Consider the following 14,606-nt stretch of genomic DNA (forward strand, 5'->3'; position numbering starts at 1 on the left):
CCACTGCTGGTCACTGGTTCGCTCTTCTCAAAAATACTGACAGTATTTCTACTGAATATTTCTTTGTTGAGCATTTAATGCTTTTTGTTGCAGCATCAAACGCCCACATTTATCGACTGTAAATTTTTAAAGATCTTGCACTGCGTGCCGCGAAGCGTTTTGTTCGTCAGCGAAGAAGGAAGAGTATGAAGCGTTTGCAGCATTTCGTCAACCTTCTTTTTCTCTCGCTTAACTCAGCATTTACATGCGGTGTCTTGCGAGGGACAGAATCATATCAAAGCCCCTCGAAGTTTGGCAAGCGTTTTTCCAGGAAAGCTTTCATGCCTTCTTTTTGGGCTGGTGTGCCGAACGCGGAATGGAACAGGCGGCGCTCATAAGTCACGCCTTCCGACAGCGTGGTTTCGAAGGCGCGGTTGACCGCATCCTTGATTTGCATGGCCACCGAAGTCGGCATCGCGGCGATCTGCGTGGCCACCGCCAGTGCCTCCTCGATCAGCTTGTCGGCCGGAATCACGCGCGACACCAGGCCGATGCGCTCCGCCTCGGCCGCATCAATGGTGCGGGCGGTCAGCAGCATGTCCATGGCCTTGGCCTTGCCGATCGCGCGCGGCAGGCGCTGCGTGCCGCCGGCACCCGGCGTCACGCCAACCTTGATTTCCGGCTGGCCGAACTTGGCGCTGTCCGCCGCGATCAGGAAGTCACACATCATCGCCAGCTCGCAGCCGCCGCCCAGCGCGTAGCCGGCCACGGCGCCGATCACCGGCTTGCGGACGCGCAGGATGTGTTCCCAGTTGCGGCCAATATAGTTGTCGCGATAGGTATCCGGGTAAGTGTATTCCGCCATGGCGGCGATGTCGGCGCCGGCCGCAAACGCTTTCTCGCTGCCGGTCAGCACGATGCAGCCGATGGCCGGGTCGGCGTCGAACTTATATAAAGCCTCACCCAGCTCGTTCATCATATTGTCGTTCAGCGCATTCAGCGCTTTCGGACGGTTCAGACGGATCAGGGCTACTTTATCGTGCACTTCGACAATCAGGTCTTCATACGACATGTGTACCTCCAGGTGGAATATTTACCGGGCGATTGTAGCGCCTATCCCCCGCGCTGGTATGATTGAAATCTGGCAACCCGCACCAAACGAGCTTCCTATTCTTAACGCCTTCCGCAACGCGCTTCTGAGCGACAACCTGCTACGCAACGGCGATTTCCGGCGCTACTGGTCCAGCGCCATCATCAACGGCTTCGGCAGCTATGTCAGCGCGCTAGCGCTGCCGTTGTGTGCGGTGCTGCTGCTGAAGGCATCGCCAGCGCAAATGGGCATGATGGGCGCCGCCGCCGCCCTGCCCTACGCGCTGCTGGCCCTGCCGGCCGGCGTTTTCCTCGATCGCAACCGCAAGCTGCCCATCCTGCTGGCGAGCAAGGCCGTGCAGGCGGTGTCGCTGGCCAGCATCCCGCTGGCGTGGTGGCTGGGCCTGCTGTCGGTGCCATGGCTGTATGCCATTTCCTTCATTTCCGGCATCTGCGCGGTGATCGGCGGTGGCGCCGAGGTGGTATTCCTGACCAATATGATTGGCCGCGACAAGCTGACCGACGCCCAATCCAAGTTCACCGCCACCGATTCCGCCGCGCGCCTGCTGGCACCGGGCTTTGCCGGCGTGCTGATCCAATGGCTGACCGCGCCGTATGCGGTGCTGCTGAACGCCATCGGCTTTCTCGTCTCCATCGCGCTGCTGCGCAATGTGAAGGCCAACGATCCCAAGCCGCCGCCGAGCGACAAGCATCCGCTGCGCGATATCCACGACGGCATCCTGTTCATCTGGCGCCAGCCGCTGCTGCGCACGCTGGCCTGGGTTTCCGGCTCGTGGCACATGCTGTTCTACGGCTTCGCGGCGCTGCACGTGATTTTTGCCACGCGCGAGCTGGGCATGAGTCCCGGCATGCTGGGCATGGCACAGATGCTGGGCGGCGTCGGCGTGCTGGCCAGTTCGCTGCTGCTGAAGCCGCTGACCCAACGCTATGGCCCCACCGGCACGATGAAAATGGGCATGACCCTGTGTGCGCTGGCATACACTGTAACGCCGCTGATTCCAGCCAATCTGTTGGGCTATCCGCTGGCCAGCGCGATTGCCTGCGCCACCATGTCCTTCTTCCTGGATTGTGGCGTGATGCTGTTCCTGCTGCCATACACCACCATGCGCCAGAAAGTCACGCCGGACGCGTACCTTGGCCGCATGGTGTCGACCATGCGCTTCCTGACAGTGTCGGTGGCGCCGCTGGGCGCGCTGAGCGCCGGCTATCTCGGCGAACATTTCAATGTGCGCACCGGCATGGCCTGCGTTGCGGCCGGCGGTATCGTCCTGACTTTGCTGCTGGCCCTGTCGCCTTCCGTGCGCCAGAAAAGCTGACGAGCCGTTAGGCTGGCTCCAGTGTTCAACAATAGGAGTCAGCCATGTTCAAATCCATTCTATTGCCGACGGATGGGTCCGATCTGTCCGAGAAAGCCACCGCGACCGCCGTGGAATTCGCCAGGCTGCATCAATCGCGGATTACCGCCATTTCGGTGATCCAGCCGCTGCTGATGCCGTCGCTGGGCGACAGCGGCGCCATGATCAGCATCGACCAGTACGAAGCCGACATGAAAAACGCCGCCCGCCAGCATATCGACAAGGTGGCGGCAGCCGCCAGCGCGGCGGGCATTCCATTCGAGGGGATTATCGCAGCGTCGCCCAATCCCTATGAAGAGATCGTGGATGCTGCCAAGAAGTACGGCTGCGACCTGATCATGATGGCCTCGCACGGCCGTACCGGCCTGAGCAAGCTGTTACTGGGCAGCGAGACGCAAAGCGTGCTATCCCACACCACGCTGCCCGTGCTGGTACTGCGTTAGAACTTCTTCGGCAGCAGCACCCAGATATTGCCGCGCTGTTTCATGCGGCCGGCATTCTCGGCAGCCTCGGCGCCAAAGCCGAAGAAGTAGTCGACACGGATGGCGCCACGAATGGCGCCGCCCGTATCCTGCGCCATCACCAGCCGCTGCAGCGGGATATCGCTGTTCGGCATGGTGGTGGACAGGAATACCGGCGCGCCCTGCGGCAACTGGGTGGCGTCGATGGCGATCGAACGCTGCGGCGTCAACGGCACGCCCAGCGAGCCTTTCGGCCCCACTTTCGGGTCCGGCAACTTCTCTTCTCTAAAGAACACATAGCTCGGATTGACGTTGAACAGTTCCTGCATGCGGGTAGGATGACCAGCCACCCACGCCTTGATGCCCTGCGCGGACGCCTGTTCCACCGTCAACTCACCCTTCTCCACCAGGTATTTGCCGATGGATTTATACGGATGGCCGTTCTGGTCCGCATACGCCACACGCACCGTTTCACCGGTTTCGCTCAGCTGCACGCGGCCCGAGCCCTGCACCTGCAGGAAGAAGGATTCGACCGGATCGTCGACCCACAGCAGCTCCTTGCCGCTGAAGCTGGCCGATTCGATATCGGCGCGGGTGGCGTACGGCACCACCTTTTTGCCAACCAGCTTGCCGCGCAGGCGCATGCCCTTCAACTCCGGATAAACGCCGGCCAGGTCGATGGTGACCATGTCGTCCGGTACTTTATACAGCGGCGTCTGATAGGCGCCGCCTTTTTTACGCGAACCATGCAGCAGCGGCTCGTAGTAGCCGGTGACCAGGCCGTCGCTGGCGCCATCCGGCGCGATCACCTGGTTCGGCTCCAGGAAAGTCTCGAAGAAGGTGCGGATCGCCTTGTCGTCATTGCCATTGACGCTGCGGGCGACAGTGCAGGCTTCCTTCCACGTCGCCTGCTTGACCAGCACACTGCACGATGAAGTAAAGGCTGGCCAGGCGGCGCGGACGTCGTCCTTTTCCCAGCCTGGCAGCGCGGCGAACGAGGCCGGCACCATTTGCAGCTTGCCAGGTGGCGCAGGCTGGGCCGGCGGTGCTGGCGTCGGGATTGGCGCTGGCGGCGTCGGCTGAACCGGTGGCTGCGGCGGCACTGGCGACACCCTGGCCTGGTCGGGCGGCAGCGGCGTGGAGGTACAGGCGGCGAGCGCAAGCGCAACAACGCCCATCGAAACGGGTAGACTACGGCGTGGAGATAACATAAACAAGGATAACTATGTGGCTATTAATGGTGGAAGCAGGCGTGGCGTTTTTCCTGCTGGTGTTCATCGTCTGGTGGACCATGAAGGGCAAGAAATAAGTCAGTGCAGCGTGCGCGGCAGCGACAGCACGAATTCCGGGATCTTCGCCTCGAACTGATGGCCGTCCTCGGCCACGCAGAAGTATTCGCCGACCATCGAGCCCTGCGGCGTTTGCAGCGCGGCGCCGCTGGTGTATTCGAACTGCTCGCCCGGTTGCAGCAGCGGCTGGTGGCCGACCACGCCCAGCCCGCGCACTTCCTCAATATGGTTGTTGGCGTCCGTGATGATCCAGTGGCGCGAAATCAGCTGCGCCGCGACCGTGCCGGTATTCTTGATCGTGATCGAGTACGTAAACACAAAATTCGTGCGCTCCGGGTCTGACTGATCCGGCAGGTACTGGGTTCTGACCGATACGGTAAATTCATAAGTCGACATCAACATTCCTCTACATGGCAAGCTTGGCGATCAGATACCGCCAAGCATCCATTGCACCTTAAATCGGCGCGCTGTGCAAGGACGGCGCGGCAGAAAACGGGCGCAACGGCGCGGAGCAGCGTAAAATAACGCATCTTTTTTAATGCAAGCCCAAGGGCCAGCCCAAAGCCATGACCACTTTCCGCATCGCTCCCAGCATCCTGTCCGCCGATTTCGCCCGACTGGGTGAAGAGGTACACAACGTCGTTACCGCCGGCGCCGACATCATCCACTTTGACGTGATGGACAACCATTACGTGCCCAACCTGACCATCGGCCCGCTGGTGTGCCAGGCGATCCGTCCGCACGTGGATGTGCCGATCGATGTGCACCTGATGGTCAAGCCGGTGGACCGCATCATTCCGGACTTCGCCAAGGCCGGCGCCAACATCATCACCTTCCACCCAGAAGCGTCCGATCACATCGACCGTTCGCTGCAATTGATCCGCGACCACGGCTGCAAGGCCGGCCTGGTGTTCAACCCGGCCACGCCGCTGAGCTACCTGGAGCACGTGATGGACAAGATCGACATGATCCTGATCATGTCGGTCAATCCAGGCTTCGGCGGCCAGTCCTTCATTCCGCAGGCGCTGAAGAAGATCGCTGAAGCACGCCGCCTGATCGACGAATCCGGCCGCGACATCCTGCTGGAAGTCGATGGCGGCATCAAGATCGACAACATCGCCGCTGCCGCCGCTGCCGGCGCCGACACCTTTGTTGCCGGTTCGGCCATCTTCGGCCAGCCGGACTACAAGGCCGTGATCGACGCCATGCGCGCCAACCTCGCCAAGGTCTAAGACGATGAGCGTGCTGGCAGGCGTGCGCGCCGCAATCATCGACCTTGACGGCACCATGCTGGACACGATCCCCGACTTCCATGTCGCGATCAACGCCATGCGTGGTGAACTGGGCCTGGCGCCGATCACCCAGGCGCAAATCGCCCTGATGGTCGGCAAAGGCTCGGAAAACCTGATCCGCTCCGTGCTGTCGCTGGATTGGGATGCCGAGCGGGTCGAGGCGGCCTTCGAGGCGGCGATGCAGTCCTACCAGCGCAACTACCTGGCCATCAACGGCAACCACAGCACGCTGTTCCCGGAAGTGATACAGGGCCTGAGCGCGATGAAGGCCAACGGCCTGCGCCTGGCCTGCGTCACCAACAAGCCGATCAGCTTCACCACGCCGCTGCTGAAGCTCAAGGGCCTGGACCAGTTCTTCGAAGTGGTCTACGGCGGCGACTCGCTGCCGCGCAAGAAGCCGGACCCGCTGCCGCTGCAAACCGTGTGCGCCGACTTCGGCCTGCCACCGGCGCAGGTGGTGGCCATCGGCGATTCCTCGAATGACGCGCAAGCCGCACGGGCTGCGGGCTGCCCGGTGCTGACGGTGCCATATGGTTATAACCACGGAGAGTCTATACACGACACGGATTCCGATGGTATAGTGAGCACGCTGCTAGAAGCGGCTAGCCTGATTCGTTCACATCACACCCATAGCTGAACAACTGACCAACATGTCGTCTCTCACCAAAAAACACAACGTCAACCAACCAGGCTCGATTGAGGCCTGGCTGTGGCGACGCTGGCAATCCTGGCATAACTAAGCCGAACTGATTGCTGTCGTCCGCCCGCTTGCGCGCGACAGGTTTTTTTGATGCACCACCCGCCGGCATACCTCATACCGGCGGCATGGAGAGAACACATGACCGAACTCGAATTCAAATCGTTGGCCACGAATGGCTACAACCGTATCCCGCTGATCGCGGAAGCTTTCGCCGATCTCGAAACGCCGCTCACCCTCTACCTGAAACTGGCGCAGAGCCAGAACGCCGGCAAGAACACCTTCCTGCTGGAGTCAGTGGTCGGCGGCGAGCGTTTCGGCCGCTACTCCTTCATTGGCCTGCCGGCCACCACGCTGCTGCGCACCTTCGGCAACCGCACCGAGATCGTCAAGAACGGCGCGGTGATCGAGACGCACGAAGGCAATCCGCTGGATTTCATCGAGACCTACCAGAAGCGCTTTAAAGTAGCGATCCGCCCTGGCATGCCGCGCTTCTGCGGCGGCCTGGCCGGCTACTTCGGTTACGACACCGTGCGCCACATCGAGAAAACGCTGGCCAACAGCGCGCAAAAAGATGACCTGGGCTTGCCCGACATCCAGCTGATGGTGACCGAGGAGCTGGCCGTCATTGATAACCTGAGCGGCAAGCTGTATCTGATCGTCTACGCCGACACCGCGCAGCCGGAATCCTACGCCAAAGCGAAACTGCGCCTCAAAGAGCTGCGCGTGATGCTGCGCCGTGGTGTCGAAGTGCCGGTGGCTAGCGCCTCGGTGCGCACCGAAGCCGTGCGCGAATTCGCCAAAGAAGATTATCTGAAAGCCGTCGCCCGCGCCCACGAATACGTGCTGGCCGGTGATCTGATGCAGGTGCAGATCGGCCAGCGCATCCGCAAGCCGTATGTCGACTCGCCTTTGAGCCTGTACCGCGCATTGCGTTCGCTGAACCCGTCGCCGTATATGTACTTCTACAATTTCGGCGACATGCAGATAGTCGGCGCCTCGCCTGAGATTTTGGTACGCAACGAAACCGCGCCGGACGGCGAGAAAAAAGTCACGCTGCGTCCGATCGCCGGCACCCGCCCACGTGGCGCCACACCTGAACGCGATATTGAGCTGGCCAGGGAACTGCTGGCCGATCAAAAAGAAATCGCCGAACACGTGATGCTGATCGACCTGGCGCGCAATGACCTGGGCCGTATCTCGGAAATCGGCAGCGTCAAGGTGACCGACCGCCTGGTCATCGAAAAGTATTCGCACGTGCAGCACATCGTCTCCAACGTCGAGGGCAAGCTGAAAGACGGCTTGTCCAACCTGGACGTGCTGCGCGCCACCTTCCCGGCCGGCACGCTGACCGGCGCACCGAAAGTGCGCGCGATGGAAGTCATCGACGAGCTGGAAATCTCCAAGCGCGGCATCTATGGCGGCGCCTGCGGCTACCTGTCGTTCGGTGGCGAGATGGATGTGGCGATTGCGATCCGCACCGGCGTGATCAAGGACGGCAACCTGTACGTGCAGGCTGCCGCCGGCATCGTCGCCGATTCGATCGCCGAGATGGAATGGCAGGAAACTGAACACAAGGCGCGCGCTGTACTGCGCGCCGCCGAGCAAGTGCAAGATGGCCTGGATGGGGAGTTCTAATATGCTGCTAATGATCGACAACTATGACTCCTTCACCTACAACATCGTGCAGTATTTCGGCGAACTGGGTGAGGACGTGCGTGTCTACCGCAATGATGAAATCACGATTGCGGAGATCGAGGCGCTGAATCCGGACCACATCTGCATTTCGCCGGGTCCGAAAGATCCGTCGCAGGCAGGCATCTCCATTGAAGTGCTGAAGCACTTCGCCGGCAAGAAGCCGATTCTGGGCGTGTGCCTTGGCCACCAGGCCATCGGCGAAGCGTTCGGCGGCAAAGTAATCCGCGCCAGGCAGGTCATGCATGGTAAAACTTCTTTAATCGCGCATACGGGCGTGGGCGTCTTCAAGGACATCCCGTCTCCCTTCACAGTGATACGTTATCACTCGCTGGCAATCGAGCGTAGCTCGCTGCCGTCCTGCCTGGAAGTTACGGCATGGACCGACGATGGCGAAATCATGGGCGTGCGGCACAAGGAATACGACATCGAGGGTGTGCAGTTCCACCCCGAGTCCATCCTGTCCGAACACGGCCATCAACTGTTGAAGAACTTCCTCGTCCGCTGATTAAAGAAAGAACCGCCATGCCTATCACCCATCAAGAAGCGCTGGTGCGCTGCATCGAACACCGCGAGATTTTCCACGACGAGATGCTGTACCTGTTCCGCCAGATCATGTCCGGCGAAATGTCGCCAACCATGGTCGCGGCCCTGACCATGGGCCTGCGCGTGAAAAAAGAAACCATCGGCGAAATCGCCGCCGCCGCGCAAGTGATGCGCGAATTCTCCACCAAGGTGCCAATGGCCGATACCAGCGGCCTGCTGGACATCGTCGGCACCGGCGGCGACGGCGCGCATACTTTTAATATCTCCACCACGGCGATGTTTGTCGCTGCGGCGGCCGGCGCACGCGTGGCCAAGCACGGCGGCCGCAGTGTGTCGTCGTCGTCCGGCAGCGCCGACGTGATCGAGTCGCTGGGCGCCGACATCAACCTGAAACCGGAGCAGATTGCGCAGTCCATCGCGCAAACCGGCATCGGCTTCATGTTCGCGCCGAATCATCATGCGGCCATGAAGCATGTGGCGCCGGTGCGCAAGGAACTGGGCGTGCGCTCCATCTTCAATATTCTGGGGCCGCTGACCAATCCGGCCGGCGCGCCGAATATTTTGATGGGCGTATTCCACGCGGACCTGGTGGGTATCCAGGTGCGCGTGCTGCAGCGCTTGGGCGCGCAACATGCCATCGTGGTGTACGGCAAAGACAATATGGACGAGGTGTCGCTGGGCGCGGGCACCATGGTCGGCGAGCTGATTAACGGCGAGATCCGCGAGTACGAGATTCATCCTGAGGACTTTGGCCTGCAGATGATCGCCAGCCGCAATCTGAAGGTGGCCGATGCGGCCGAGTCGAAAGCACGCATGATGGAAGCACTGCGCGGCGAGCCTGGTGCAGCCTACGATATTGTGGCGCTGAACGCTGGCACGGCGCTGTACGCAGCCGGCGTGGCCAGCTCGATCGAAGATGGCCTGAAGCGCGCACGCTTCGCCATCACCTCCGGCGCCGCGCTGCGCAAGATCGATCAATTCGTCGAAGTCACGCAGACGCTCGGCAAGGGGAACTGACCATGTTCGGCATCCATGACCTGACGCTTTTTATCATCTCGGGCCTGCTGCTGAATCTGATGCCCGGCCCGGACAACCTGCTGATCATGACACGCAGCGCGACGCAGGGCTGGCGCGCCGGCTCGGCGGCCGCATTGGGTATCGGCGCCGGCACCATGGTGCACGTGCTGGCGGCGGCGCTGGGTTTGTCGGCACTGCTGTCGACGTCCGCTGCCGCTTTCACGGTGGTGAAGTGGGTTGGCGCGGCGTACATCGTCTACATGGGCATCGGCATGCTGCGCGCGAAGCTGCGTGGTGAGGATGACGGCGCCGCCGACCTGGCGGCGCGTGCAGCCCAGCCGCTGGCCTGGCGCAAAATCTTCTTCCAGGGCTTCCTGACCAATGTGCTGAATCCCAAGGTGGCCTTGTTCTTCCTGGCGTTTGTGCCGCAGTTTATCGCGGCAGACAGCAGCAACAAGCCGCTGGCCTTCATTATCCTGGGCGCGATTTTTAATTTTAACGGCATGCTGTATTGTCACGGCCTTGCCTTGTTCACTGCCTTTGCCAGCGCGCGCCTGAAGATCAAGCCGCTGTTGTCGCTGTGGCTGAACCGCACCATGGGCGGCCTGTTCCTGGCCCTCGGCGTGCGCCTTGCACTCTCGGAGCAACGTTAATCATGTCTGACATTCTGAATAAAATCCTCGCGGTCAAAGCCGATGAAGTGGCGGCCGCCAAGCAGTACCGCAGCTTCGCCAGCCTGCGTGACGACGTCGAGTCCAACGCCGAACTGCGCGCGGACCTGCGCGGCTTTGAAGCCAGCTTGCGCGCCAGGATCGCGGCCGGCAAGCCTGGCGTCATCACTGAAATCAAGAAGGCCTCGCCGTCGAAAGGCGTGATCCGCGCCGACTTCCGCCCTGCCGACATCGCCGCCACCTATGAAGCCAATGGCTCAGCATGCCTGTCAGTGCTGACCGACGAGCAGTTCTTCCAGGGTTCGGTGGCTTATTTGCAGCAGGCGCGCGGCGCCTGTTCGCTGCCGGTGCTGCGCAAGGACTTCATGATCGACATCTACCAGATCTACGAAGCGCGCGCGATGGGCGCCGATGCGATCCTGCTGATCGTCTCCGCGCTGGATCACGGTCTGATGGCAGAAATGGAAGCCGTCGCCCACGAACTGGGCATGGACGTGCTGGTGGAAACCCACGACGGCGACGAACTGACCGCCGCACTGAAGCTGAAAACCCGCCTGGTCGGTGTCAACAACCGCAACCTGCGCACTTTTGAGGTATCGCTGCAAAATACGCTGGGCCTGCTGGACCGCATGCCGGCCGATAAAATGGTCATCACCGAGTCCGGCATCCTCAGCCCGGCCGACGTCAAAACCATGCGTGACGCCAATGTCCACGCCTTCCTGGTCGGCGAAGCCTTCATGCGCGCACCGGATCCGGGCGCCGAGCTGGCCCGCCTGTTCAGCTAAAGCGGGTAGCCCGCGCCGTCCGCAGTGGCGGCGCACTCACCTGCGCCACCTCGATACGGTCCCGCCCCATTTCCTTAGCACAATACAACGCCTGGTCGGCGCGATGCAGGATGCTATCCAGGCTTTCGTCCGCATCGTCCTGGCAGGCCACGCCTATGCTGACGGTGTATGGCGGGATATCCGCCCGGGCCGTCCGCAGCGCAGACTGAATGCGCTCGGCGATGTGCAACGCTCGTTCCAGGGCGGTGGCCGGCAGCAGAACGACAAATTCTTCGCCACCAAAACGGGCGACGTGATCCGAAGCACGCAGCGCTTTGCCGATCATTTGCGCCACATCGACCAGCACACGGTCGCCTACTGCGTGGCCGTGCGAGTCATTAATCTTTTTAAAGTAATCGATGTCGATATTCAGCATCGTCATGAATGTGCCTTCGCGGCGCATCAGCGCGTGCTCTTTAGCGTAAATATCGGCAAAGCCACGGCGGTTCAATGTCAGCGTTAAGGGATCGAGGGTGGATCGGCGTTCCAGAGTTGTTTGCAGACGGCGCGTGCAAACCGTCATAAAACCAACGGTCATCATCAAGGTCATGAAGTGCGCAGTCGCCAGATATAAGGCGGCAAATGCGCCCGTACCCAGCAGATTCACATCGCCCCTGCCGGTAAAAGCCAAAATACCACGCGCGCCCACGATCGCCGCCTCAATCACCACCAGGCTAACAAAAAACAAGGTGGAGAAATGACGATTACCGTTCCTGAAAACGACAAATATAACGCGTGCATGCAGCGTGAATACAAATATCGAAGATATGACTACACGTGTAATAAAATCCGGCTTAATCCACAGGAAATAACCCAGCAATAATCCAGTTAATATCCAGATGGAATGATATAGCCACCACGACGGCCGTAAATTATAAAACCGCTCTGTGCCGATAACGGTCATTCCCAGTCCGCAAACCATGATGATATTGGCCAGCAGCAGGAGAATATCGGACTTGCCAAACACTGCGAACAGCAGCACGCCGCCCACCAGTAACACCAGTGCCAGCGCCCATTCGCGCAAGCCTTGGATTTCTTTGGGGAAGTTCAAATGGGCTGAGTACAGGACCACGCTCATGGCGCCGGCCATCAACGTCGACATCAGCAGTATGGTGGTCGGGTCGGGCAATATCATCTGCGGCGATTCTAAACCACAAAGCCGCATGGGTGGGGAATATGCCTGTTACGTGCCGGAAACTAGCGAGTACGTGCCAAAAACTGGCATGAAACGGCATAAAAAAAGCCGCATCGCCTGGATGCGGCCTGGTCAGCGTTGTTTTTAGCGGCTTGCGCTAGGGCGCAGCGGCCCGCTGGATTTTTTAGCGGCCGGCTCCAGCGTCAGCGAAATACCCGGCACCCGGTCGCCTTGCAGCGTCAGATCGAAGCGCATCAGCTCATCGCGGCGGAAGGCGTAAACCTCCACCGTGTCGCCTACTGCGTAGCGCGACAGCAAGTTATCCAGGTTGCTGGCGGTAACGCGCAGGCCGTCAACGGCAATCAGAATATCGCCAGCCGATAATCCGGCATGATGGGCGGCGCCATTTTCATGGACAGCCGACAGTTTGCAGTCATTGCCGTCCTTGCCCAGATTGGCATCGAAACTCGGCTTGGCGGATTTACGCTCGTCGAGATATTTAACGCCGAATGGCGCCAGCAATTTAGCCAACGGCAAATCTTCTGTGCCACGGACATATTTGTCGAAGAAGGGCTTGAATCGGCCGCCGCTGATCTCATCGAATAATGCCTCGGCTTCCGACGGTGTAACGCCACGTCCGCCGCCAGTATAAAAATCACGGCCATAACGCGACCATAATGCGCGCATGACATCATCCAGAGATTTCTTGCCGCCGGTTTTAGCGCGAATACTTAAATCCAGCGCCAACCCGATTAAAGAACCTTTGGTGTAATAACTGACGATGGCGTTCGGTGCATTTTCATCCTGGCGATAATATTTACCCCAGGCGTCGAAACTGGAATCGGCCACGCTCTGCTTGGTACGGCCGGCACCGCGCAATACGCTGCCGACAGTTTTGCCCAGCAATTTGAAATATGCCGGCTCGGCGATAATACCGGCGCGCACCAGCATCAAATCATCGTAATAACTGGTGAAACCTTCAAACAGCCACAGCAGCGGCGAATAGTTCTCAACTTGCAAGTTATACGGCGCAAACGCCGCCGGCTTGATACGCTTCACGTTCCAGGTGTGGAAATACTCGTGGCTGCACAGGCCCAGGTATTGCAGGTAGCCGTCGCTGATATCCCTGTTCCTGGCCGAGGTGGTCGGCAGGTCGCTACGGTTACAGATCAGCGCGGTCGAGGCGCGATGCTCCAGGCCGCCATAACCGTCGCCCACCGCCATGGTCATGAACACATAGCGGTCCATCGGCGCTTTTTTGGTCTTCGGCTCGAAGAAGGCGATCTGGGTTTCGCAGATTTTTTTCAGGTCGTCGCTCAGGCGCGCCAGGTCCAGGTTCGGCACACGGCCGGTGATGACGATATCGTGCGGGATGCCGTGCGCCTTGAAGGTGGCCAGCGCGAAGTCGCCCTGCTCCACCGGATGATCGATCAGCTCATCATAGTTCGACGCGATGTAGGTGCCAAAACCATAGCGTTTCGCTTTCAACTCTGGCAGCGAGGTGGCGACGCGCCAATCGGCTGCAGCTTCGTCGTCCGGGCGCTGGATGTCTACCACATGCGGCTGCGTTTCCTGGCCAAGCACTCGCAGGAACACGCTGGTGCCGTTGAAAAAACCGTGGTGCTGGTCCAGGTGGGCGGCGCGCACCGACAGGTCCCAGGCGTAGACTTCGTAATGCACAGTCAGCGCGGCGCTGCGGTCGGCCAGCGGCGCGGCCTGCCACGAGTGCTTATCCAGCTTGGCCAGTTCGACCGGTTCACCCTTCGATTCGGCGCGGATGCGTACAATATTGCGAGAAAATTCACGGATCATATAGCTGCCCGGTATCCAGGCCGGCAGCGCGAAAATCTGTCCGCCTTCAGCCGGCGCGGCCACCGTCACCGAGACGTGGAACAAGTGCGCCGCCAGGTCATGGCCGACGATGGTATAGGCGATAGCCGGAAGTTTTTTGCTCGGTTTTTTCATCATAGATCCTGTCTTGTATCGATGTCGCGCACCACGCCGTCATCATCGACCGCCACCTCGTTGACCGGATGGCTTTTTAAAATCGCGCGCGCGCCCTGATCGCCTTGCAGCGCCAGCAACAGCGGCAAGTGATAAGCACTGAAGGCAACGGGATTGCCGCGCCTTCCCTCAAACACCGGCGCCGCGATGTGCGCGCCCCGCTCTATTGTAGCGGCCAATGCGCGCATGGTCTCTGGCCGAACGTAAGGCATGTCGCCCAGTCCTATCAGCCAGCCTTCGGCGGCTTTGGTGTGTTCGATGGCGGTGAGGAGCGATTCGGCCATGCCCAGGTCGGCGTCGGCACAGACGCGCACTTCGCAACCGAGACGGCCCAGCAGCGCGGCAACCTTGTCGTCGCCTTCGCGTACCACGGCCAGCACGCGCGGCAGCGCCGCCAGCATATTCTTCGCACTGGCGGCGACGACGGTTTCGCCATCGGCCAGCGTTTGCAGCAGTTTGTTTTGTACGCCGGACGGGTCGAAGCGTCGACCGCGTCCGGCTGCCAGCAGGATGCCGGTTATCGCCATCCCG

The 14,606-nt window shown here is 60.4% G+C and carries 15 protein-coding genes; 9 read left to right on the forward strand and 6 right to left on the reverse strand.

Annotated elements, in window-relative coordinates:
- Positions 1-274: 274 nt before the first annotated feature.
- Positions 275-1,051, reverse strand: coding sequence for an enoyl-CoA hydratase (locus tag BLS51_RS23110; RefSeq protein WP_090189876.1), 777 nt, complete (start codon positions 1,049-1,051; stop codon positions 275-277).
- A gap of 58 nt (positions 1,052-1,109) precedes the next feature.
- Here BLS51_RS23110 and BLS51_RS23115 point away from each other — a divergent pair, with 58 nt between their 5' ends.
- Both BLS51_RS23115 and BLS51_RS23120 read left to right on the forward strand, forming a co-directional pair.
- Positions 1,110-2,405: an MFS transporter gene (locus BLS51_RS23115; protein ID WP_090189879.1), complete on the forward strand. Its 1,296-nt coding sequence runs from the start codon at positions 1,110-1,112 to the stop codon at positions 2,403-2,405.
- A 44-nt stretch (positions 2,406-2,449) separates the two neighbouring features.
- Positions 2,450-2,887 (forward strand): universal stress protein, encoded by a 438-nt coding sequence (locus BLS51_RS23120; protein WP_090189881.1) that lies wholly within the window; start codon positions 2,450-2,452, stop codon positions 2,885-2,887.
- Here the strand turns inward: BLS51_RS23120 and BLS51_RS23125 are convergent.
- Both BLS51_RS23125 and apaG read right to left on the reverse strand, forming a co-directional pair.
- The gene (locus tag BLS51_RS23125; RefSeq protein WP_090189883.1) at positions 2,884-4,083 is read right to left on the reverse strand and encodes a murein transglycosylase A; all 1,200 of its coding nucleotides are present in this window, start codon (positions 4,081-4,083) and stop codon (positions 2,884-2,886) included. The genes BLS51_RS23120 and BLS51_RS23125 overlap by 4 nt on opposite strands.
- A 132-nt stretch (positions 4,084-4,215) precedes the next feature.
- Positions 4,216-4,590, reverse strand: a complete 375-nt coding sequence (gene apaG, locus BLS51_RS23130; protein ID WP_090189885.1) for a Co2+/Mg2+ efflux protein ApaG — start codon at positions 4,588-4,590, stop codon at positions 4,216-4,218.
- A gap of 170 nt (positions 4,591-4,760) precedes the next feature.
- Between apaG and rpe the strand changes: the two genes are divergently transcribed.
- From rpe to trpC, 7 genes are all read left to right on the forward strand, one after another.
- A complete protein-coding gene (rpe, locus tag BLS51_RS23135) occupies positions 4,761-5,426 on the forward strand; it encodes a ribulose-phosphate 3-epimerase (protein WP_090189887.1) in 666 nt (221 codons plus the stop codon).
- 4 nt (positions 5,427-5,430) lie between these two features.
- Entirely contained in the window at positions 5,431-6,123 is a 693-nt protein-coding gene (locus BLS51_RS23140) for a phosphoglycolate phosphatase (protein ID WP_090189889.1), read from the forward strand.
- A 201-nt stretch (positions 6,124-6,324) separates the two neighbouring features.
- The gene (trpE, locus tag BLS51_RS23145) at positions 6,325-7,821 is read left to right on the forward strand and encodes an anthranilate synthase component I (RefSeq protein WP_090189891.1); all 1,497 of its coding nucleotides are present in this window, start codon (positions 6,325-6,327) and stop codon (positions 7,819-7,821) included.
- A 1-nt stretch (position 7,822) separates the two neighbouring features.
- Positions 7,823-8,386, forward strand: coding sequence for an anthranilate synthase component II (locus tag BLS51_RS23150; protein ID WP_090189893.1), 564 nt, complete (start codon positions 7,823-7,825; stop codon positions 8,384-8,386).
- Positions 8,387-8,403: 17 nt separating this feature from the next.
- Positions 8,404-9,441 (forward strand): anthranilate phosphoribosyltransferase, encoded by a 1,038-nt coding sequence (gene trpD, locus BLS51_RS23155; protein WP_090189895.1) that lies wholly within the window; start codon positions 8,404-8,406, stop codon positions 9,439-9,441.
- 2 nt (positions 9,442-9,443) lie between these two features.
- Entirely contained in the window at positions 9,444-10,094 is a 651-nt protein-coding gene (locus BLS51_RS23160; protein ID WP_090189896.1) for a LysE family translocator, read from the forward strand.
- 2 nt (positions 10,095-10,096) lie between these two features.
- Entirely contained in the window at positions 10,097-10,897 is an 801-nt protein-coding gene (gene trpC, locus BLS51_RS23165) for an indole-3-glycerol phosphate synthase TrpC (protein ID WP_090189898.1), read from the forward strand.
- Here trpC and BLS51_RS23170 read toward each other — a convergent pair.
- The 3 genes from BLS51_RS23170 to BLS51_RS23180 form a co-directional block, all read right to left on the reverse strand.
- Positions 10,890-12,071 carry a GGDEF domain-containing protein gene (locus BLS51_RS23170; RefSeq protein ID WP_090189899.1) on the reverse strand — a complete coding sequence of 394 codons (1,182 nt, stop codon included), beginning with the start codon at positions 12,069-12,071 and terminating at the stop codon, positions 10,890-10,892. The two genes, trpC and BLS51_RS23170, sit on opposite strands and share 8 nt — an antisense overlap.
- 144 nt (positions 12,072-12,215) lie before the next feature.
- On the reverse strand, positions 12,216-14,036 hold the full coding sequence (locus tag BLS51_RS23175) for a M61 family metallopeptidase (protein ID WP_090189901.1): 1,821 nt from the start codon (positions 14,034-14,036) through the stop codon (positions 12,216-12,218).
- Positions 14,036-14,602 (reverse strand): nucleotidyltransferase family protein, encoded by a 567-nt coding sequence (locus BLS51_RS23180; protein ID WP_090189903.1) that lies wholly within the window; start codon positions 14,600-14,602, stop codon positions 14,036-14,038. Before BLS51_RS23180 ends, BLS51_RS23175 begins: the two co-directional genes overlap by 1 nt.
- Positions 14,603-14,606 lie beyond the last annotated feature (4 nt).

The organism is Duganella sp. OV510 (genome assembly GCF_900100205.1).
Taxonomy (GTDB): domain Bacteria; phylum Pseudomonadota; class Gammaproteobacteria; order Burkholderiales; family Burkholderiaceae_D; genus Rugamonas.